Origin of the sequence: Pseudomonas sp. NDM (assembly GCF_003105095.1) — a bacterium.
Taxonomy (GTDB): domain Bacteria; phylum Pseudomonadota; class Gammaproteobacteria; order Pseudomonadales; family Pseudomonadaceae; genus Aquipseudomonas; species Aquipseudomonas moraviensis_A.
This window is the reverse complement of the sequence record NZ_QETJ01000016.1, coordinates 1-20,338: the sequence shown is the minus strand read 5'-3', so window position 1 is coordinate 20,338 and position 20,338 is coordinate 1. Positions and strand designations below refer to the sequence as shown.

The window sequence follows — 20,338 nt, the reverse complement described above, 5'->3', positions numbered from 1 at the left end:
AGCCGTCAATCACGACGGCTTTCTCTTCCCAGCTTCCGGCAATCAACGCCGGGTCAGCAGCACACCGGATTCCATGTGATGGGTCCACGGGAACTGGTCAAACATCGCGCATTGAGTGATGCGGTGGGTGTCGTGCAGTTGGTCGATGTTGGCGGCCAGGGTCTCCGGGTTGCAGGAGATGTAGAGGATGTTGTCGAAGCGTCGGGTCAGTTCGCAGGTGTCCGGGTCCATGCCGGCGCGCGGTGGGTCGACGAAGACGCTGCCGAATTCATAGCTCTTCAGATCGATGCCGTGCAGGCGGCGGAACGGGCGCACTTCGTTGAGCGCTTCGGTCAGTTCCTCGGCGGACAAACGCACCAGCGTGACGTTATCCACCGCATTTTCGCTGAGGTTGCTCAGGGCCGCGTTGACTGAAGTCTTGCTGATTTCGGTAGCGAGCACTTTGCGTACGCGGGTGGCCAGCGGCAGGGTGAAGTTGCCGTTGCCGCAGTACAACTCCAGCAGATCGTCGCTGCGATCGCCCAGCGCTTCGTATGCCCAATTGAGCATCTTCTGGTTCACCGTGCCGTTCGGCTGGGTAAACGCGCCTTCGGGCTGGCGATAGCTGAAAGTGCGACCGCCGACTTCGAGTTTCTCGACGACATAGTCCTGGCCAAGCACTTCGCGCTTGCCCTTGGAGCGGCCGATGATGCTCACACCGAGATCGGCCGACAAGCGAGTCGCCGCCGCGTGCCAATGTTCGTCCAGCGGACGGTGGTAGCACAGGGTGATCATCGCGTCGCCGGCCAGCGTGGTCAGGAATTCGACCTGGAACAGCTTGTGGCTCAGCGCCGAACTGGCCTGCCACGCAGCCTTCAACTGCGGCATCAACTGGTTGATGCGCAGGCTGGCGATCGGGAATTCTTCGATGAGGATCGGCGTGCGTTTGTCATCCTGAGAGAACATCGCGTAGTGCCGCTCGCCGCCCTCGCGCCACAGGCGGAATTCGGCGCGCAGGCGGAAGTTCTGCAGCGGCGAATCAAACACCGTCGGCTCGGGTGCATCGAACGGCGCCAGTAGCTCACGCAGACGTGTGACCTTGGCTTCGAGTTGTTCGGCGTAGGCTTGGGAATCGAAAGTCATGCGTTGAACCAACCCAACTTGATCACAAACAGAATCGACAGAATCACCAGTGCCGGGTTCAGTTCTCGGGCGCGGCCGGACAGCAGCTTGATGGCGGTCCAGGCGATGAAACCGAAAGCGATGCCGTTGGCGATCGAATAGGTGAACGGCATCGCCAGTGCAGTGACCACAACCGGTGCGGCGACGGTGATGTCATCCCAGTCTATTTCCGCCAGGCCCGATGTCATCAGCACGGCGACGAACAGCAGCGCTGGTGCGGTGGCGAAAGCCGGCACGCTGGCCGCCAGTGGCGAGAAGAACAGCGCCAGCAGGAACAGGATCGCCACGACAATTGCGGTCAGGCCAGTGCGGCCACCGGCACTGACGCCGGCCGCGGATTCGATGTAACTGGTGGTGGTCGAAGTGCCCAGCAGCGACCCGGCCATGGCCGCCGTACTGTCGGCGATCAGCGCGCGGCCCATTTTCGGCATGTGGCCATCCTTGCCCATCAGGCCGGCGCGCTTGGCGACGCCGATCAGGGTCCCGGAGTTGTCGAACAGGTCGACGAACAGGAAGGCGAAAATCACGCTGACCAGACCGATGTCCAGTGCACCTTTGATGTCCAGTTGCAGGAAGGTCGGCGCCAGCGACGGCGGCATTGACAGGATGCCGCCGAACTCGGTGACGTTCAGTGCGATCGAGGCGATGGTGACGGCGAGAATGCCGATCAGCACCGCGCCGCGCACTTTCAGCGCTTCGAGGGCGACAATTACCGCGAAGCCGACTGTGGCGAGAATCGGCGCCGGTTTGGTCAGATCGCCGAGACCGACCATGGTCGCCGGGTTGCTGACTACGATCCCAGCGTTGTGCAGGGCGATCAGTGCCAGGAACAGGCCGATACCGGCGGCGATCGCCGAGCGCAATGGCAGCGGGATGGCGTTGATGATCCATTCACGGATGCGGAAGATCGACAGCAGGAAAAACAGCACGGCGGAAATGAACACCGCACCCAGCGCCACCTGCCAGGTGTGGCCCATGTGCAGGACCACGGTGTAAGTGAAGAAGGCATTCAGGCCCATGCCCGGAGCGAGGGCGATCGGGTAGTTGGCGATCAGGCCCATCACGGTCGAGCCGATCGCGGCCGCCAGACAGGTGGCGACGAAAATCGCGCCTTTGTCCATGCCGGTCTCGCCGAGGATGCTCGGGTTGACGAACAGAATGTAAGCCATGGCCAGGAAAGTCGTGACGCCCGCGAGAATTTCGGTGCGCACGTTGGTGTTGTGTGCCTTGAGTTGAAACAGCCTTTCCAGCATGTCTGCTCCCCGTGGCGCGCGTGGCGCCGTGAATGTATCGACCTCAACAGCAAAGCACAGACCGTCGCAAGCGCCTGGAAAATTGTCGTGGGTCGGAAAAAGCCGCGCATCATACCAGCCGCGTGAGGAATTTGGCGGATGTTGGTGTCGATCGTCGGCGAAGTTTTGCGCAGCAGACAACTGCGCCATACTGCGCGCTGATTTTTCGGAGTGGGCAGGCATGCGCAACGGCGGGATGAAGATTTTCGGATGGATTGCAGCACTGCTGGTGGCAGTCCCGGCGTTCGCGGCTTCGGCGCCGCCATTGACCCAGGTAAAGGTCATCAAAGTGCAGTCGCCGTCCTGTGGCCTGGAAGATATCGCCGATAATCAGGCGCAAACCCAGTGCAATCACAACGGGCCGAACATCAAGGTCTACGTGCTGGAAGTCGGCTATGGCCAGAACCAGCCGCAAGTGACTCTGGATGGCTTCGAGGTCAACGGCACCCGAGGCCCGGTGTGTGCCTTCGATAATGGCAATCTCACCGAATGCACGCCCGGCAGCAAAACCGTCGGTTCTCTTTATACCTTCGATCTGGCCGGTAAACAGGAAGGCACCTTCAGCTTCAGCAACACCTCGCTCAACGCGCCGCGCAACATGATGTCGACCCAGCTTTACATCAAGTAACGGCTGTCTTCGAACAGGGTGGGATAAAGCTGACTACGCTTTACAGACTACCAGCGGAAAGCGCCCATGACTGCCAGAGCCCTGATTGCCCTCGCCGAGGGCATCGACGATTTGCAAAGCGTGACCCTGATCGACGTGCTGCGCCGCGCCGGTATCGAAGTGGTTGCCGCCAGTATTGAAGGCCGGCGCATGCTGACCTGCGCGCGGGGCACCCGGCTGACCGCCGACGGCATGCTCGTCGATGTACTCGCGCAGCGCTTCGACCTGATCGTCCTGCCGGGCGGTGCCGTCGGCTCCCAGCATCTCGCTGCGCACCAGCCCTTACAGCAATTGCTCAAAGACCAAGCCAGCGCCGGCCGATTGTTCGCCGCCATCGGCGAAGCTCCGGCTGTCGCACTGCAAGCATCAGGCGTGCTGCGCCAGCGACGCATGACCTGCCTGCCCGGCGCCAGCCATCAGTTGTCGGGCTGTACGTTTGTTGATCAACCGGTGGTGGTCGACGGCAATTGCATCACCGCCCAAGGCTCGGGGGCTGCGCTGGAGTTTGCCTTGACCCTGGTCGAGCAGCTTGGTGGCAAGGCGTTGCGGGCGAGGGTGGCGGGGGAGTTGATGGCCTGACGGGTCAGCCGTGGGCTGCGAGGGGTTCTATCATTGGTTGCTCACGGTGCTCCGCTTGCCAAAGATCGTAGTCGGTTTGAACACCTAGCCACACGCGCGCCTTGCCAATCCCTGCACGCTCAAGTCGTACTGCCAGATCCGGGCTGATTGGCGCGTGTCCGTGCAGTACGCGCGAAAGGTGCGGGCGTGCAAAGCCAAGGTGCCGGGCCAATTCGCTCACGCTGATGCCAAGCTCGGGCAAGACATCCAGCAGCAGGGTTTCACCGGGGTGTGGCGGGTTGTGCATGGGCATGAGCCTGCCTCCTGTCAGTGGTAGTCCAGATAATCGACCAATTCGATATCCGAACCGACAAAACGAAAGATCACTCGCCAGTCGCCTGAAACGCTGAGCGACCAATATTCGCTTAGCTCACCTTTCAAAGGATGCAGGCGCCAGCCGGGCAAGTCCAAGTCCCCGGGAAGCGTCGCTCGATCCATGAACTGCAACATGCGCGACAGCCGTTTTGCATGCTCGGCACGAATTCCACGAGTCGTACCTGTTTCATAGAAGCCACGAAGGCCTTTGTGCTGAAAGGATTTGATCATGGCGGCGAGTGTAAGGCGATACATTACACCCAGTGCGGTAACTATGTACCGCACGTTGTCGCTTGATATGTGCTTGGCAGGTGAGTTTTTCCAGAAAACTCAGACCTTCTCCTCCACCGGCACATGCATCCGATCCCGGTTCGCCAACGTCGGAAACAGCTTGATCCACGTTCCCGTCACCACCAGCGTGCCGATTCCGCCCATGACCACCGCCGGCACGGTGCCGAACCAGTGGGCGGTGAGGCCTGATTCGAATTCGCCCAACTGGTTCGAGGCGCCGATGAACAGGCCGTTCACCGCGCTGACCCGGCCGCGCATTTCGTCGGGGGTTTCCAGTTGTACGAAGGAGGCGCGGATCACCATGCTGATCATGTCCGCGGCGCCGAGCACCACCAGTACCGCCAGCGAGAACCAGAACGAGGTCGACAGGCCAAAGGCGATGGTGGCGACGCCGAAGATGCCGACGGCGGTGAACATCACCCGGCCGACATTGCGTTCCACGGCAAATCGCGCCAGGAACAATGACATCAGCAACGCGCCCACCGCCGGCGCCGAGCGCAGCAGGCCGAGGCCCCACGGGCCGGTCAGCAGAATGTCCTTGGCAAACACCGGCAGCAACGCCGTGGCGCCGCCGAGCAACACGGCAAACAGGTCCAGCGAGATCGCGCCGAGGATGTCCGGACGGCTGCGGATGAAGCGAATCCCCGCCAGCAGCGAGTCCAGCGTGGCTTTGCCTTTGTTCAGCGGCGTCTTGCGTGCCGGCAGGTTGAGCATCAGCAAGCAGGCGATCACATACAGCAATACGGTCGGGCCGTAGACCCAGACGCTGCCGAATGCATAGAGCAAACCGCCGAGGGCCGGGGCGACGATGGTCGCCGATTGCTGCGCCGATTGCGCGGCGGCGACCGCCCGAGGGAAGAGCGCACTCGGGACGATGCTTGGCAGCAGCGCCTGGGTCGTGGGCATCTCGAACGACCGCGCCGCACCCAGGAGAAAGGCGAGGATGAAGATCATTTCGCGGGTGACGTGATCGGTGGCACTGCCGATGGCCAGCGCCAGGGCAATCAATGCCTGCAACGACTGACAGAGCGCGGCGACCTTGCGCCGGTCATAGCGATCGGCGACGTGCCCGGTGTGCAGCATGAACAATACGCGAGGGGCAAATTCGACCAGGCCGACCAGGCCCAGATCCAGCACGTTGCCGGTCAGTTGATAGAGGTTCCAGCCAATCGCCACGGTGAGCATCTGAAAACCGCTGGCGGTGAAAATCCGCGCCAGCCAAAAGGCCATGAACGGACGATGGTGACGTAACAGCAGGGGCTCTTGAGTGGGCATCTGAAGGCAGGTCTTGGACGAGTGAACGGCGAGATTATCACCAGTCTGTAACAGGAAGTTGCTACGAGAAAAAATTCAGTCAGATGTGCATCAATCTTTTTGGGTTCACCAGGCCAGAACCTTGCTGCGCCAATGAGACAACTTGTCACGCGGCAAACGACCACGCAGTTCATTGGCAAAAATGGGACTACTCTTTCAACGTTGCTTGATCCAGATCAAGACCCCGACCGGAACTGATCTGACGGCCAGTTGGCCAGACTCCCTGCGTAGCGATGGTTGTAAAAAAAGAACGAATCCGAATTCGCCGCACTCCATATCCGTGGGGGCAGTGGTGCAGGCCTCCGGGTCCGCTACCCGTACTACCTGACAGAGGAAGCCATATGTTCGGTTTAGAGGCTCTCGATCTCGCCCGAATTCAGTTCGCGTTCACCATCTCGTTCCACATTCTGTTCCCGGCCATCACCATTGGCCTGGCGAGTTACCTGGCGGTGCTCGAAGGCCTGTGGCTGAAAACCCGCAACGATACCTACCGTGACCTCTACCATTTCTGGTCGAAGATCTTCGCCGTCAACTTTGGCATGGGCGTGGTTTCCGGTCTGGTCATGGCCTATCAGTTCGGTACCAACTGGAGTCGTTTCTCCGACTTCGCCGGCGCCGTTACCGGGCCGTTGCTGACCTATGAAGTGCTCACGGCGTTCTTCCTTGAAGCCGGTTTCCTTGGTGTGATGCTGTTCGGCTGGAACAAGGTCGGGCGCGGCCTGCACTTCTTTTCGACGGTGATGGTGGCGATCGGCACGTTGATTTCGACCTTCTGGATCCTCGCCTCCAACAGCTGGATGCAGACCCCGCAAGGCTTTGAGATCGTCAACGGCCAGGTCATCCCGACTGACTGGCTGGCGATCATCTTCAATCCATCATTTCCTTACCGGCTGATGCACATGGCCACCGCCGCGTTCGTCGCGACGGCATTCTTCGTCGGCTCTTCGGCAGCCTGGCATTTGCTGCGCGGCAGGGACAACCCGGCGATTCGCACCATGCTGTCGATGGCGATGTGGATGGCGCTGATCGTCGCGCCGATCCAGGCAGTGATCGGCGACTTCCACGGCCTCAACACGCTCAAGCATCAGCCGGCAAAAATCGCTGCGATCGAAGGCCACTGGGAAAACCATGGCGACGAAGCGACGCCGCTGATCCTGTTCGGCTGGCCGGACATGAAAGAAGAACGCACGAAGTTCGCCGTGGAGATTCCCTACCTCGGCAGCCTGATTCTCACGCACTCGCTGGACAAGCAGGTGCCGGCACTCAAGGAATTCCCGCCGGAAGACCGGCCGAATTCGACCATCGTGTTCTGGTCGTTCCGCATCATGGTCGGCCTCGGTTTCCTGATGATCTTCACCGGTCTGTGGAGTCTGTGGCTGCGCAAGCGTGACTCGCTGTACACCTCGCGGCCGTTCCTGCATCTGGCCTTGTGGATGGGGCCGTCCGGCCTGATCGCGATTCTTGCCGGCTGGTTCACCACGGAAATCGGCCGTCAGCCATGGGTCGTGTACGGCTTGATGCGCACCGCAGATGCTTCGTCCAACCACAGCTTCATGCAGATGAGCATCACCCTGATCATGTTCGTCGTGATCTATTTCGCGCTGTTCGGCGCAGGGCTTGGCTACATGATGCGTCTGGTACGCAAGGGGCCGAAGATCAGCGAGGGCAGCGAAACGCCGGACGGTGGTCCAGGCAAGAAACGCACCCCGGCGCGTCCGCTGTCCGCAGCCGACGATCCGGCCGAGGGCGAGCACGAAGACAACACTCGCTTGACCAAGGAGATTTGACTCATGGGTATTGATCTTCCGCTGATCTGGGCCGTGATCATCATCTTCGGCATCATGATGTACGTGGTCATGGACGGCTTCGACCTGGGCATCGGCATTCTCTTCCCGTTCGTGCCGGGCAAGACCGACCGTGACGTGATGATGAACACGGTCGCCCCGGTCTGGGACGGTAACGAAACCTGGCTGGTGCTGGGGGGCGCGGCATTGTTCGGCGCGTTCCCGCTGGCCTATTCGGTGGTGCTGTCGGCGTTGTACCTGCCGCTGATCTTCATGCTGATGGGCCTGATCTTTCGCGGCGTGGCCTTCGAGTTTCGCTTCAAGGCCAAGGACGAAAAACGTCACCTGTGGGACAAGGCCTTCATCGGTGGTTCGATCGCGGCGACGTTCTTTCAGGGTGTGGCGCTGGGCGCCTTCATCGATGGCTTGCCTGTGGTCAATCGCCAGTTCGCCGGTGGCTCACTGGACTGGCTGACGCCGTTCACACTGTTCTGCGGCGCAGCGCTGGTGGTGGCGTATGCCTTGCTCGGCTGCACCTGGCTGATCATGAAGACTGAAGGCAAGTTGCAGGAACAAATGCATGATCTGGCACGGCCGCTGGCGTTTGTGCTGTTGGCGGTGATCGGCATTGTCAGTATCTGGACACCGTTATCCCACCCGGAAATTGCCTCGCGCTGGTTCAGCATGCCGAATCTGTTGTGGTTCATGCCGGTGCCGATTCTGGTGCTGGTCACCCTGTATGGCCTGATCCGCGCGGTGGCACGCAATGCCAACTACACGCCGTTCCTGCTGACCCTGGTGCTGATCTTCCTTGGCTACAGCGGTCTGGGCATCAGCTTGTGGCCGAACATCGTGCCGCCGTCGATCTCGATCTGGGACGCCGCCGCGCCGCCGCAAAGTCAGGGCTTCATGCTGGTGGGCACGCTGTTCATCATTCCGTTCATCCTCGGTTACACCTTCTGGAGCTACTACGTATTCCGCGGCAAGGTGACCCACGAAGACGGTTACCACTAATCCCATGCTGGGCTTGCCCTGTGGGAGCGAGCCTGCTCGCGAAGGCGTGCGCAGTGACGCCTTGGCTAAACGGAGATCGACGCAATGACCGGCAAACATTCCCTGCACGACATTGAAGAAGCCGAAAAAAAACCGCTGTGGCAGCGCCTCGGCTGGTTGGCCTTGATCTGGGTTGGCAGTGTCGGCGTGCTGTTTATCGCCGCCAGCCTGATGCGCATGTTCATGAATGCCGCAGGTTTGACCACCCACTGAAACATCCCGTCCCGGCGCCTTCGGGTATGGATTTGCAACCCTCCTCACGGAGGGTTTTTTTTGTCCGGGATTTATTTGCGGGCTTTGAGGATGACGAATTTCGGCGTTGCCGCCACTTGCTCGACGCCGCGGAACAGGCGCGCCAGTTTGCTGTGATAGCCCAGGTGCCGATTGCCGACAATGTACAGCGCACCGCCGACCACCAGTGCCTCGCGCGCCTGCTGGAACATGCGCCAGGCGAGGAAATCGCCGACTACCTGCTGCTGATGGAAGGGTGGATTGCACAGCACTACGTCCAGCGACTGCGGCGCCTGCCCGGCCAGACCATCGCCGGCGCGCACCACCACTTCCCGATCGCCCAACGCCGCGCGCCAGTTCTCGGCCGCCGATTGCACCGCCATGAATGACTCGTCGACCAGCGTGTAATGCGCGTCCGGGTTCTGCAACGCGCTGGCAATGGCCAGCACACCGTTGCCGCAACCAAGATCGGCGACTCGTGCGTTGCCAAGGTTCTTCGGCAGATGCGGCAGGAACGCGCGGGTGCCGATGTCCAGACCTTCGCGGCAGAACACGTTGGCCTGGTTGAGCAGTTCGATCGCCGGTTCATCCAGGCGATAACGAGTGGGGTAGGGGGACGTTACGGGTGTTTTGGTTTGCGGTGTGGCAATCAGCAATCGCGCTTTTTTCACAGCCAGCGACGCTTGCACCGGGCCGATGTAGCGCTCGAGCAGATCGCCGGCAGCACGGGGCAGATGCTTGACCATGGCAGCCGCGATCACTTGCGCGCCGGGAGCCAGTTGCCCTTGCAGGCGGATCAACTGTTCTTCCAGCAGCGCCAGGGTTTTGGGGACGCGGATCAGCACCCGATCAAACGGCCCGACCAAGGGCTCACTGGCCGGGATTGGACGAATCGCATCGAACGCCTGGCCGTTGCGCAGCAGATTCTTTTCCAGTCCGACGAAACCCAGGAACGAGTCGCCGCTGCTGCTGACCTCGACCTTGCCCAGCAAACTGATGGCCAATGCACCGAAGCTGTCATTGAGCACCAGCACGCGGGTGCTGCTTGCCGGTTGTTCGCTGGCGAGATGATTGAGCAGGTATTCGTCCGCCGCGTCGAACGCTTGCAGCGGTTCATTCTGCTGTTCGGGCTGGCGAATCAGGTCGAGCTGGGCGAAGGGTGTCTCTAGCAAAGGCATGGGGCGGGGACTCAGGATATTCGGCAGTTATCCCGTTGTCAGCATGTAGTGCGACGGGATCCTACCGAGTGGACTGCGATGCAAGCGGTGTGCGTCATCACTCGGAGAGGCCTGAATGTTACGTTTTTTTGCGGGTAAATACTCGCAGGATTGTCGCGCGATCACTCTTGGCTATCAGATGATCCCGGCACGAGCAGCCGCAATCACGGCGGAAATCTTGTTGCACACGTTGAGTTTCTCGATGACGTTTTGCACGTGGTAGTTAACGGTACGTTCGCTCAGGCTGAGAATTCTCGAAATGTCATGAGCGGTCTTGCCCAAGGCCGACAGTTTCAGAATTTCCAGCTCCCTGGACGATAACCTCGGCCTGCTGGGCTTGGCCGGTAGGGGCACGGTGCGGGCATACAGTTCGCTGAAGTGCCGGTTGGCGAAAAAGATATAACCGTAATGCTCATACAGCTCCAGCGGACTGATCGGGCAGTGGGTTCGAGCCAGACTGATGATGCTGCACAAGCCACTGGCTTCATCATGGAATGCCTGCGACCAGCCATGCTGCAGTCCATTGTGTTTCAACGCCTGCCACAGCTGGGGTGCATCGCCGAACACTCTTTCTTCCCATACGATTGGAAGTATTGAGTGATTGCAATGCGCTATTACCGGGTCGATGTTCCGGTAGTTCTCTTTGTTGTACTGAATGTTCCATTCTTTCGGGTAATTATTGATTTGCAAGGCATTCAGATGCACTTCGCGATTCGGCGAGGTGACTGCAATGGCGCAGAAGTTAAACCCAAGGTTCTCCGCGAATCTCAACAGTATCGGGTAAGCCGCCTCTATGCCTTTGGCAAACGTCAGTTGTTTGAGTTGTGATTCCTTCCACGTTTCCATGAACTATCGCCTCCATAACCTGATATCCGGGCGCCGAATGGATCCAAAGGATCCGGCACGAATCGAAGTGTAGGATCTTTCCTGCGAGTCGCCTTACATTATTTCGAGATTGATACTTGGAAGTTTTTTCATAAAGCGTTCTTAGCAATACAGGCTGTTATATTTTAATTGCCATTTAAAGTTATTACTCAATAACTGACGCTGGCGGCAGTCCCGAATGAACAGCGTTGATCCGCTTAATACCATTACCAATCACGAGTGTTAGGCAAGGCGATTTTGCGGGACACTGTGGGCAATCGTTTCAAGGAGTGCCTCATGACTGCCAGCGCCGAGAAGTACACCACCCAGACTTTGCTCGATGTCCAACCGTTGACGCCGAACCTGTTCACGCTGCGCACCAGCCGCGATCCCGGCTTTCGCTTCCGTGCCGGCCAGTTCGCCCGCCTGGGCGTCACCAAGGCCAACGGAAGTACCGTTTGGCGCGCGTATTCGATGGTGTCGTCGCCGTTCGACGAGTTTCTCGAGTTCTTTTCCATTGTGGTGCCGGGGGGCGAGTTCACCAGTGAGTTGAGCAGGCTCAGGGTGGGCGACAGCCTGATGGTTGAACGCCAGGCGTTCGGCTATTTGACCCTGGATCGCTTTGTCGATGGTCGCGATCTCTGGCTACTGTCCACCGGCACCGGCGTGGCGCCGTTCCTGTCGATCCTGCAGGACTTCGAAGTCTGGGAGAAATTCGAGCGCATCATTCTGGTCTACAGCGTGCGTGAAGCGCGGGAACTGGCTTACCAGGCGTTGATTGCCGGGTTGGCGCAACGTGACTACCTCAGCGAGCATGCGCACAAATTGCGGTTTATCCCGACTGTGACCCGTGAGGCGCACCCCGGCGCGCTGCAGGGCCGGATTACTGCGCTGATCGAAAATGGCGAACTGGAGCGAGCAGCGGGCGTCGAGCTTTCGCCAGAGCATTCGCGGGTGATGTTGTGCGGCAATCCGCAGATGATCGATGACACCCGCGCCTTGCTCAAGCAGCGCGACATGCGCCTGAGCCTGACGCGCAAGCCGGGGCAGGTTGCGGTGGAAAATTACTGGTAGCGAAAACGGCACCCGCGGGTGCCGTTTTATTGACCAGCGGATGCTTCAGGGCCGCTCGTTCTGCGCTTTGAGCAGGTCGCGAATTTCGCCCAGCAGCTGCTCTTCCTTGCTCGGGATCGGCGGCGCGGTTGGCGCCACGGCTTCTTCGCGCTTGAGGCGGTTGATGGCTTTGACGCCCATAAAGATGGCGAACGCGACGATCACGAAATCCAGCACGGTCTGCAGGAATTTGCCGTAAGCCAGCACCACTGCGGGCGCATCGCCCTGGGCGGCTTTGAGCGTGACGGCCAGGTCACTGAAGTCCACCCCACCGATCAACAGGCCAATCGGCGGCATGATCACGTCGCCGACAAACGACGAAACAATCTTGCCGAACGCCGCGCCAATGATGATACCGACGGCCATATCGACCACATTGCCTTTGACCGCGAAGGCCTTGAACTCGCTAAGCACGCCCATAGTTATTTCCTTGTTACAGATGAGTTTGGTGTTGGCAGTGTAAATCAGCGAAACGCCTCCTGCGCGAAACACCTTCTTACAATGCCCGTTTTTATCGACACATCAATTGACGATTAGTTTGCAAAATGCCAGCAATCGCGCGCGAAATACGCGGTAAAGCGCTGATTGCACAGCCAATTTCTTCAATCATGGTGTTACGTTCTTTCTATTTATGTTCCGCGGCACGGGCCTCTAGCCTTGGCGTGGCGCACCTGGATGCGCCCCATAAAACCAGAGGAACCTGATATGACATCCACTCCTGGACTGGGGGCTTTTCCCCATCTCCGCACTTTCGGTGTATTGACCGCCAGCCTGCTGACCTTTTCGGTCAACGCCGCTCCGCTGACCCGCGACAATGGCGCTGCTGTCGGTGACAATCAGAACTCGCAAACCGCCGGCGCCAACGGCCCGGTGCTGCTGCAGGATGTGCAGTTGATCCAGAAGCTGCAGCGTTTCGACCGTGAACGCATCCCCGAGCGCGTCGTCCATGCGCGCGGCACCGGCGCCCATGGCACTTTCACCGTGACCAACGACCTCAGCGACCTGAGCAAGGCCAAGGTGTTCGCCGCAGGCCAGAGCACCCCGGTGTTCGTGCGTTTCTCGGCGGTGGTGCACGGCAACCATTCCCCGGAAACCCTGCGCGACCCGCGCGGTTTCGCCACCAAGTTCTACACCGCTGACGGCAACTGGGATCTGGTCGGCAACAACTTCCCGACCTTCTTCATCCGCGACGCGATCAAATTCCCGGACATGGTGCATGCCTTCAAGCCCGATCCGCGCACCAACCTCGACGACGATTCGCGCCGGTTCGATTTCTTCTCCCATGTACCCGAAGCCACCCGCACGCTGACCGAGCTGTATTCCAACTACGGTACTCCGGCCAGTTACCGGGAAATGGACGGCAATGGCGTTCATGCCTATAAGCTGATCAACGCAAAGAATGAAGTTCATTATGTGAAGTTTCATTGGAAGAGCTTGCAGGGCATTAATAACCTGCGGCCAAAGCAGGTCGCAAAAGTTCAGGGTCAGGATTACAGCCATATGACCAATGATCTGGTCAGCAATATCAACAAAGGCAACTTCCCGAAGTGGGACTTGTACGTGCAAGTTCTGAAGCCACAGGATTTGTCCAAGTTTGATTTCGATCCATTGGACGCGACCAAGATCTGGCCGGGTATTCCCGAACGCAAAGTTGGACAAATGATCTTGAACCGCAATCCGGCCAACGTCTTCCAGGAAACCGAACAAGTAGCCATGGCGCCGGCCAACGTAGTTCCGGGTATTGAACCTTCGGAAGATCGTTTGTTGCAGGGCCGGGTGTTCTCTTATGCCGATACGCAGATGTATCGTCTCGGCGCCAACGCTTTGCAATTGCCGATCAATGCGCCGAAAACTGCGGTGAACAATGGCAATCAGGACGGTGCGATGAATTTCGGCGCCAGCCAGTCCGGCGTCAACTACCAGCCGAGCCGCCTGCAACCGCGTGAAGAGACGCCAGCGGCGCGTTACAGCCAGTCGGCGCTGTCCGGCAGCACCCAGCAGGCGAAGATCCAGCGCGAGCAGAACTTCAAGCAGGCCGGTGATCTGTATCGCTCGTACAGCAAGCAGGAGCGTCGCGACCTGATCGACAGCTTCGGCGGCTCGCTGGCCACCACCGATGACGAGAGCAAGCACATCATCCTGTCGTTCCTGTACAAGGCCGACCCTGAGTACGGCAGCGGTGTGACCGAAGTGGCCAAGGGCGACCTCAGCCGTGTGAAAGCACTGGCGGCCAAACTGACCGACTGATAGCGATGCGGCGCACGCGAGGGCCGGTCATGCCTCGCGTGCGTTCAAGGAGAGTGCCCGATGCGGATTTTTCTTTCATGCCTGGCCGCGTGCCTGTCGTTCACTGCGGGGGCGGCCCCGGTCGAGCAAAGCCCCGAGGCAATCAAGGCGCAGTTGCAGGCTTATTACTTCGATGCCGCGCGCCGCGGGGATGTGCCGATGCTCGAAACCTTTATCGAGTCCGGCTATTCCCTTGATACTCGCGACAGCAAGGGTTACACCGCGCTGATTCTGGCCGCCTATCACGGTCAGGCGCCGGCGGTTGAGCGACTGTTGGCAGCAGGCGCGGACGCCTGTGCTCAGGATCAACGTGGCAACACGGCGCTGATGGGCGCGATATTCAAGGGCGAGTTGCAGATTGCCCGGCGCCTGATGGCGACCGATTGCAGCCCCGACCAGCGTAACGGCGCCGGACAGACGGCGGCGATGTATGCCGGGCTGTTCAAGCGTCTGGAATTGCTTGATGCATTGCAAGCCAAGGGCGCGGACCTCAACGCCGAGGATCCGCTGGGCAACAGCGCCGCGCGTCTGGCCAGTGGCGAAATCCGTACCGCTGCGCCGCGCTGATCGGTGGTGGCTGCGTTATCATCGCGTCTTTTGTTCCGGGGGTTCTGATGGCCAAGGCCAAGCGCATGTACGGCTGCACCGAGTGCGGCGCAACCTTTCCCAAGTGGGCCGGGCAGTGCGGTGAGTGCGGTGCCTGGAACACCCTGACTGAAACCATGATCGAAAGCGGCGGCGCCACGGCACCCACCGGACGTACCGGCTGGGCCGGGCAACAGGCCCAGATCAAGACCCTGGCCGAAGTCAGCATCGAAGAAATTCCACGGTTTTCCACCGCCTCCGGTGAGCTAGATCGCGTCCTCGGCGGCGGGCTGGTCGACGGTTCAGTGGTGCTGATCGGCGGTGACCCGGGGATCGGCAAGTCGACCATTCTGCTGCAGACCCTGTGCAATCTGGCCAAAAGCATGCCGGCGCTGTACGTCACTGGTGAGGAATCCCAGCAGCAAGTGGCGATGCGCGCACGCCGTCTCGGCCTGCCGCAGGATCAACTGCGGGTGATGACCGAGACCTGCATCGAAACCATCATCGCCACCGCCCGTCAGGAAAAGCCCAAGGTGATGGTGATCGACTCGATCCAGACCATTTTCACCGAGCAACTGCAATCGGCACCGGGCGGCGTATCCCAGGTGCGCGAGAGCGCGGCGTTGCTGGTGCGTTACGCCAAGCAGAGCGGCACGGCGATTTTCCTTGTCGGCCACGTCACCAAAGAGGGCGCTCTGGCCGGTCCTCGTGTGCTGGAACACATGGTCGACACCGTGCTGTATTTCGAAGGCGAATCCGACGGTCGCCTGCGTTTGCTGCGTGCAGTGAAAAACCGTTTCGGCGCGGTCAACGAGTTGGGCGTGTTCGGCATGACCGACAAGGGCCTGAAAGAAGTCTCCAATCCTTCGGCGATTTTTCTCACCCGGGCCCAGGAAGAAGTCCCCGGCAGTGTGGTCATGGCGACGTGGGAAGGCACCCGGCCGATGCTGGTGGAGGTGCAGGCGCTGGTCGATGACAGTCATCTGGCCAACCCGCGCCGGGTGACGCTGGGTCTGGATCAGAACCGTCTGGCGATGCTGCTCGCGGTGTTGCACCGTCATGGCGGCATCCCGACCCACGATCAGGACGTGTTCCTCAACGTGGTCGGTGGCGTGAAGGTGCTGGAAACCGCGTCGGATCTGGCGCTGATGGCGGCGGTGATGTCGAGTTTGCGCAATCGGCCGTTGCCCCATGATCTGCTGGTGTTCGGCGAAGTCGGCCTGTCCGGCGAAGTGCGCCCGGTGCCGAGCGGCCAGGAACGTTTGAAGGAGGCGGCCAAGCACGGTTTCAAACGCGCGATCGTGCCCAAGGGCAACGCACCGAAGGAAGCGCCGGCGGGGTTGCAGATCATTGCGGTCACTCGCCTCGAACAAGCCCTCGACGCGCTCTTCGAATAACCACCATTCCCCTGTAGGAGTGAGCCTGCTCGCGATAGCGGTCAATCAGTCAATGATATGTTGAATGGCAGACCGCTATCGCGAGCAGGCTCACTCCTACAGTTGATCGGTGGCGGGTTCTAGATTTCGATCAACGCACCCAACTCGCGCTCCAGCTCGGCCTTATCCGCCAGGTTCAACTCGATCAACCGCCGCAGGCGCTGGATCGACTCCAGGCTGATATGCCGGCAGATGAACCCCAAATGGCCGTTCTCCTCGTGGGCCAGATGCACATCCATCTCGATGTCGACGTCATCGCTCAGATGAATGTCGACGGCAAAGTCCTGCTCTTTATCACCAAGCCACGGCTCCGGCCGTTCGATCAACAATCCCTTGAGTGACAGGTCGATCAGCCTGACCGGCCAGGTGTACTCGCCCTGTTTCAGCTCGGTTCGGGCATCGAACGCAATACGTTTGAAGCGACGTCGATTGGCGGAGTGATCGTTCATGGCGCAAATCCTCATGAAGGTTCGCTGACTATAGACCGCGAATGCGTGCGCCAGCCAATCGCTCACGCGTCTAGACCTATGTCGGGGTATGGCCTTTGGCGCCGTAAGCGCTAAACTCGGGGTGGCTGTCTTTCTTGTCCACCCTGGCTGGAATAAAAAAATGAAAAATAATAATAGCCTGCTGCGCCACTTACCCTGGCTCGTGCTGGCAATCGTAGGAGCGTGCGCCCTGGGCGTAGTGGCATTGCGCCGCGGCGAGGCGATCAACGCCTTGTGGATTGTGGTCGCTGCCGTGGCCATTTATCTGGTTGCGTACCGTTATTACAGTCTGTTCATCGCCAACAACGTGATGCAACTGGATCCGCGTCGGGCCACCCCCGCCGTGCTCAACAACGATGGTCTGGACTATGTGCCGACCAACAAACACATTCTTTTCGGTCACCACTTCGCGGCCATCGCTGGCGCGGGGCCGCTGGTCGGTCCGGTGCTGGCGGCGCAGATGGGGTATCTGCCCGGCACGCTCTGGCTGATTGCCGGTGTGGTGCTGGCGGGCGCGGTGCAGGACTTCATGGTCCTGTTCATGTCGACCCGCCGCAACGGCCGATCCCTGGGCGACATGGTGCGTGAAGAAATGGGCCGGATTCCCGGGACCATCGCGCTGTTCGGCTGCTTCCTGATCATGATCATCATCCTCGCGGTGCTGGCGCTGATCGTGGTCAAGGCCCTGGCCGAGAGCCCGTGGGGCATCTTCACCGTGATGGCGACGATCCCGATCGCGATGTTCATGGGCATCTACATGCGCTACATCCGCCCGGGCCGCATCGGCGAAATCTCCGTGGTCGGCGTGTTGCTGCTGCTCGGTTCGATCTGGCTGGGAGGGCAGATTGCTGCCGATCCGGTATGGGCCAAGGCCTTCACCTTCACCGGTGTGCAGATTACCTGGATGCTGGTCGGTTACGGTTTTGTCGCCGCGTCGCTGCCGGTCTGGCTGATTCTCGCCCCGCGTGACTATCTGTCGACCTTCCTCAAGATCGGCACCATCGTCGCGCTGGCGATCGGTATCCTGATCACCATGCCCGAGCTGAAAATGCCGGCGCTGACCCAGTTCGTCGACGGCACCGGGCCGGTGTGGAAGGGCGGTCTGTTCCCGTTCCTGTTCATCACCATCGCCTGCGGCGCGGTATCGGGTTTCCACGCACTGATTTCTTCGGGCACCACGCCGAAGCTGCTGGATAACGAAACCAACGCCCGCTACATCGGTTACGGCGGCATGCTGATGGAGTCGTTCGTAGCGATCATGGCCATGGTTGCCGCTTCGGTGATCGAGCCGGGTGTGTACTTCGCCATGAACAGTCCGGCCGCCGTGGTCGGCAGTGATGCCGCGTCAGTAGCGCAGATGGTCACCAGTTGGGGCTTCGCAATCACGCCTGAGGCGCTGCAAGCGGTTGCCCATGACATCGGCGAAACCACCATCCTGGCTCGCGCCGGTGGTGCGCCGACCCTGGCGGTCGGTATCGCGCAGATCCTGCACAGTGTCCTGCCGGGTGAAAACACCATGGCGTTCTGGTACCACTTCGCGATCCTGTTCGAAGCGCTGTTCATCCTCACCGCTGTCGATGCCGGTACCCGTGCCGGGCGTTTCATGCTGCAGGACCTGCTCGGCTCCTTCGTCCCGGCGCTGAAACGCACCGAATCCTGGACCGCCAACCTGATCGCTACCGCCGGTTGTGTGGCGATGTGGGGATGGTTGCTGTATCAGGGCGTGATCGATCCACTGGGCGGCATCAACACCCTGTGGCCACTGTTCGGCATCTCCAACCAGATGCTCGCCGGTATCGCGCTGATGCTCGGCACCGTGGTCCTGATCAAGATGAAGCGTCAGCGCTACATCTGGGTCACCCTGTTGCCGGCCACCTGGCTGTTGATCTGCACCACCACCGCTGGCTTCATCAAGCTGTTCGACGCCAACCCGGCGATCGGCTTCCTTTCGCTGGCGAAGAAGTACAGCGATGCGCTGGCCAACGGTCAGGTGCTGGCACCGGCGAAAAGCGTCGAGCAGATGCAGCACGTGATCTTCAACGCCTACACCAACGCCACACTCACCGCGCTGTTCCTGTTCGTGGTCTTCAGCATCCTGTTCTACGCGCTCAAGGTCGGCATCGCCGCCTGGGGCAAGAAAGAGCGCACGGATAAAGAATCGCCATTCCAGGCCCTGCCGGATGCGTAACCAGAGGATTGCAGCATGTTCAATGACCTGAGTCGCCTCGGTAAATACCTCGGTCAGGCCGCGCGCCTGATGGTCGGCATGCCCGACTACGACACCTACGTCGAGCATATGCAAACCAAGCACCCGGACAAACCGGTGATGAGCTACGAGATGTTCTTTCGCGAACGTCAGGAAGCCCGTTACGGTGGCAAGGGTGGGCCGAAGTGCTGTTGAGCTGACAGCCTGCGGTTGAGGTAATCCCCTGTGGGAGCGAGCCTGCTCGCGAAGTGGAGAGTCAGTTGATGAGTGATTTGACTGGCACACCGCTTTCGCGAGCAGGCTCGCTCCCACATTTGTTTTTGTGTTTCTTTAAGGAGATCAGGTTTTGTCTTCTCCCATTCCGGTAACGGTACTCAGCGGTTTCCTCGGCGCCGGCAAGACCACCTTGCTGCGTCATTTACTGAAAGCCGAGCACGGTCTGAAAATCGCCGTGATCGAGAACGAATTCAGCGACGCCGGGATCGACACCCAACTGCTCGGTGACGAGCCGGTGCAGGTCATGACCCTGGCCAACGGCTGCGTCTGCTGCACCATTCACACCGACCTGACCAAGGCGCTGTACTTGCTGCTCGAGCGCCTGGACAGTGGCGAAATCGCCTTCGATCGTCTGGTGATCGAATGCACCGGTCTGGCCGATCCGGCGCCGGTAGCGCAGACGTTCTTCATCGATGAAGAGCTGCGCGAGCGTTATCTGCTCGACGGCATCATCACCTTGGTCGACGCCGCTCACGCCGATGTGCACCTGACCCAGACCATCGCCCAGGCGCAGATCGGTTTCGCCGATCGCTTGCTGGTGAGCAAGACCGATCTGGTCGATGAGGCGACGTTCACCGCATTGAGCGAACGCCTTACGCGAATCAACCGTCGCGCGCCGATCCGCGTGGTCGAGCATGGCAACATTGATCTGGCCGAACTGCTGGATGTGCGCGGCTTCAACCTCAATGCTGATCTGGGCGGCGGTTTGAGCCTGCGTCCGGTGAGCAAGGCACCCTCGATCGATCGCATCTCCAGCCTGGTGCTGCGCACCGATCAGGCACTGGATATTGATCAGCTCAGCGAGTTCATGAACGAACTGCTGGAAGAGCACGGCAAGCAATTGCTGCGCTACAAAGGCGTGCTGAATATCGCCGGGGAAGATCGACGGCTGGTGTTTCAGGGTGTGCTGAAACTCTATGGTTTCGACTGGGACACCGAATGGGCCGAAGGCGAAGCGCGAGAGAGTGTGATCGTGTTTATCGCCGATGACTTGCCGGAAGAGAAGATTCGGGCGGGGTTTGCCAGGGTGGCCTCTGCCTGATGGATCTTCTTAGCCTGTAATGGAGCTATCGCGAGCAGGCTCACTCCTACAGGGGAACGCGTTTCAAATGTAGGAGTGAGCCTGCTCGCGATAACAATC

General features: G+C 60.0%; 21 protein-coding genes. 12 read left to right on the top strand and 9 right to left on the bottom strand.

Features of this window, described 5'->3' with window-relative positions; genetic code table 11:
• Window positions 1-42 precede the first annotated feature (42 nt).
• The gene (trmA, locus tag DCO47_RS06335) at window positions 43-1,122 is read right to left on the bottom strand and encodes a tRNA (uridine(54)-C5)-methyltransferase TrmA (RefSeq protein WP_116657744.1); all 1,080 of its coding nucleotides are present in this window, start codon (window positions 1,120-1,122) and stop codon (window positions 43-45) included.
• Window positions 1,119-2,414, bottom strand: a complete 1,296-nt coding sequence (locus tag DCO47_RS06330) for an NCS2 family permease (protein WP_064364088.1) — start codon at window positions 2,412-2,414, stop codon at window positions 1,119-1,121. Before DCO47_RS06330 ends, trmA begins: the two co-directional genes overlap by 4 nt.
• A gap of 220 nt (window positions 2,415-2,634) precedes the next feature.
• Here DCO47_RS06330 and DCO47_RS06325 point away from each other — a divergent pair, with 220 nt between their 5' ends.
• Together DCO47_RS06325 and DCO47_RS06320 are read left to right on the top strand one after the other, a co-directional pair.
• Window positions 2,635-3,081 carry a DUF4879 domain-containing protein gene (locus DCO47_RS06325; RefSeq protein ID WP_042610529.1) on the top strand — a complete coding sequence of 149 codons (447 nt, stop codon included), beginning with the start codon at window positions 2,635-2,637 and terminating at the stop codon, window positions 3,079-3,081.
• A gap of 66 nt (window positions 3,082-3,147) precedes the next feature.
• Window positions 3,148-3,699 carry a DJ-1 family glyoxalase III gene (locus DCO47_RS06320; protein ID WP_064364090.1) on the top strand — a complete coding sequence of 184 codons (552 nt, stop codon included), beginning with the start codon at window positions 3,148-3,150 and terminating at the stop codon, window positions 3,697-3,699.
• A 4-nt stretch (window positions 3,700-3,703) separates the two neighbouring features.
• On the opposite strand, the gene DCO47_RS06315 is transcribed toward DCO47_RS06320, so the two are convergent.
• From DCO47_RS06315 to DCO47_RS06305, 3 genes are all read right to left on the bottom strand, one after another.
• Window positions 3,704-3,991: a HigA family addiction module antitoxin gene (locus DCO47_RS06315; RefSeq protein ID WP_016773085.1), complete on the bottom strand. Its 288-nt coding sequence runs from the start codon at window positions 3,989-3,991 to the stop codon at window positions 3,704-3,706.
• A 14-nt stretch (window positions 3,992-4,005) separates the two neighbouring features.
• Window positions 4,006-4,284 carry a type II toxin-antitoxin system RelE/ParE family toxin gene (locus DCO47_RS06310; RefSeq protein ID WP_116657743.1) on the bottom strand — a complete coding sequence of 93 codons (279 nt, stop codon included), beginning with the start codon at window positions 4,282-4,284 and terminating at the stop codon, window positions 4,006-4,008.
• 99 nt (window positions 4,285-4,383) lie between these two features.
• Window positions 4,384-5,619, bottom strand: coding sequence for an MFS transporter (locus DCO47_RS06305; protein ID WP_116657742.1), 1,236 nt, complete (start codon window positions 5,617-5,619; stop codon window positions 4,384-4,386).
• Between the two features lie 380 nt (window positions 5,620-5,999).
• Here DCO47_RS06305 and DCO47_RS06300 point away from each other — a divergent pair, with 380 nt between their 5' ends.
• The 3 genes from DCO47_RS06300 (at window position 6,000) to DCO47_RS06290 (ending at window position 8,708) form a co-directional block, all read left to right on the top strand.
• The gene (locus tag DCO47_RS06300; protein ID WP_042610526.1) at window positions 6,000-7,445 is read left to right on the top strand and encodes a cytochrome ubiquinol oxidase subunit I; all 1,446 of its coding nucleotides are present in this window, start codon (window positions 6,000-6,002) and stop codon (window positions 7,443-7,445) included.
• Between the two features lie 3 nt (window positions 7,446-7,448).
• Entirely contained in the window at window positions 7,449-8,456 is a 1,008-nt protein-coding gene (cydB, locus tag DCO47_RS06295) for a cytochrome d ubiquinol oxidase subunit II (RefSeq protein WP_042610525.1), read from the top strand.
• Window positions 8,457-8,540: 84 nt separating this feature from the next.
• Window positions 8,541-8,708 carry a DUF2474 domain-containing protein gene (locus DCO47_RS06290; protein WP_016773090.1) on the top strand — a complete coding sequence of 56 codons (168 nt, stop codon included), beginning with the start codon at window positions 8,541-8,543 and terminating at the stop codon, window positions 8,706-8,708.
• A 71-nt stretch (window positions 8,709-8,779) separates the two neighbouring features.
• On the opposite strand, the gene DCO47_RS06285 is transcribed toward DCO47_RS06290, so the two are convergent.
• Both DCO47_RS06285 and DCO47_RS06280 read right to left on the bottom strand, forming a co-directional pair.
• Complete coding sequence (locus DCO47_RS06285) at window positions 8,780-9,904, bottom strand: class I SAM-dependent methyltransferase (protein ID WP_116657741.1); 1,125 nt, start codon at window positions 9,902-9,904, stop codon at window positions 8,780-8,782.
• Window positions 9,905-10,078: 174 nt separating this feature from the next.
• On the bottom strand, window positions 10,079-10,789 hold the full coding sequence (locus DCO47_RS06280) for an autoinducer binding domain-containing protein (RefSeq protein ID WP_065615644.1): 711 nt from the start codon (window positions 10,787-10,789) through the stop codon (window positions 10,079-10,081).
• A 315-nt stretch (window positions 10,790-11,104) separates the two neighbouring features.
• On the opposite strand from DCO47_RS06280, the gene DCO47_RS06275 reads away from it, so the two are divergent.
• A complete protein-coding gene (locus DCO47_RS06275; RefSeq protein ID WP_083353606.1) occupies window positions 11,105-11,881 on the top strand; it encodes a ferredoxin--NADP reductase in 777 nt (258 codons plus the stop codon).
• A gap of 45 nt (window positions 11,882-11,926) precedes the next feature.
• Here DCO47_RS06275 and mscL read toward each other — a convergent pair whose 3' ends face one another.
• Complete coding sequence (mscL, locus tag DCO47_RS06270) at window positions 11,927-12,340, bottom strand: large-conductance mechanosensitive channel protein MscL (RefSeq protein ID WP_024014404.1); 414 nt, start codon at window positions 12,338-12,340, stop codon at window positions 11,927-11,929.
• 285 nt (window positions 12,341-12,625) lie between these two features.
• On the opposite strand from mscL, the gene DCO47_RS06265 reads away from it, so the two are divergent.
• Genes DCO47_RS06265 through radA form a run of 3 tightly spaced genes read left to right on the top strand, consistent with a single transcriptional unit; the run spans window position 12,626 to window position 16,188 of the window.
• Complete coding sequence (locus tag DCO47_RS06265) at window positions 12,626-14,167, top strand: catalase (RefSeq protein ID WP_116657740.1); 1,542 nt, start codon at window positions 12,626-12,628, stop codon at window positions 14,165-14,167.
• A gap of 60 nt (window positions 14,168-14,227) precedes the next feature.
• The gene (locus DCO47_RS06260) at window positions 14,228-14,773 is read left to right on the top strand and encodes an ankyrin repeat domain-containing protein (protein WP_064364095.1); all 546 of its coding nucleotides are present in this window, start codon (window positions 14,228-14,230) and stop codon (window positions 14,771-14,773) included.
• Between the two features lie 47 nt (window positions 14,774-14,820).
• Window positions 14,821-16,188 (top strand): DNA repair protein RadA, encoded by a 1,368-nt coding sequence (gene radA / locus DCO47_RS06255; protein ID WP_003228407.1) that lies wholly within the window; start codon window positions 14,821-14,823, stop codon window positions 16,186-16,188.
• Between the two features lie 119 nt (window positions 16,189-16,307).
• Here the strand turns inward: radA and DCO47_RS06250 are convergent, their stop codons facing one another.
• Window positions 16,308-16,676 (bottom strand): PilZ domain-containing protein, encoded by a 369-nt coding sequence (locus DCO47_RS06250; RefSeq protein WP_116657739.1) that lies wholly within the window; start codon window positions 16,674-16,676, stop codon window positions 16,308-16,310.
• A gap of 160 nt (window positions 16,677-16,836) precedes the next feature.
• Between DCO47_RS06250 and DCO47_RS06245 the strand changes: the two genes are divergently transcribed.
• The 3 genes from DCO47_RS06245 to yjiA all read left to right on the top strand — a co-directional run bounded on the left by DCO47_RS06245 (window position 16,837) and on the right by yjiA (window position 20,239).
• Window positions 16,837-18,903 carry a carbon starvation CstA family protein gene (locus tag DCO47_RS06245; RefSeq protein ID WP_042610518.1) on the top strand — a complete coding sequence of 689 codons (2,067 nt, stop codon included), beginning with the start codon at window positions 16,837-16,839 and terminating at the stop codon, window positions 18,901-18,903.
• Between the two features lie 15 nt (window positions 18,904-18,918).
• On the top strand, window positions 18,919-19,116 hold the full coding sequence (locus DCO47_RS06240; RefSeq protein WP_003228401.1) for a YbdD/YjiX family protein: 198 nt from the start codon (window positions 18,919-18,921) through the stop codon (window positions 19,114-19,116).
• Window positions 19,117-19,267: 151 nt separating this feature from the next.
• Window positions 19,268-20,239 carry a GTPase gene (gene yjiA, locus DCO47_RS06235; protein WP_064364097.1) on the top strand — a complete coding sequence of 324 codons (972 nt, stop codon included), beginning with the start codon at window positions 19,268-19,270 and terminating at the stop codon, window positions 20,237-20,239.
• Window positions 20,240-20,338 lie beyond the last annotated feature (99 nt).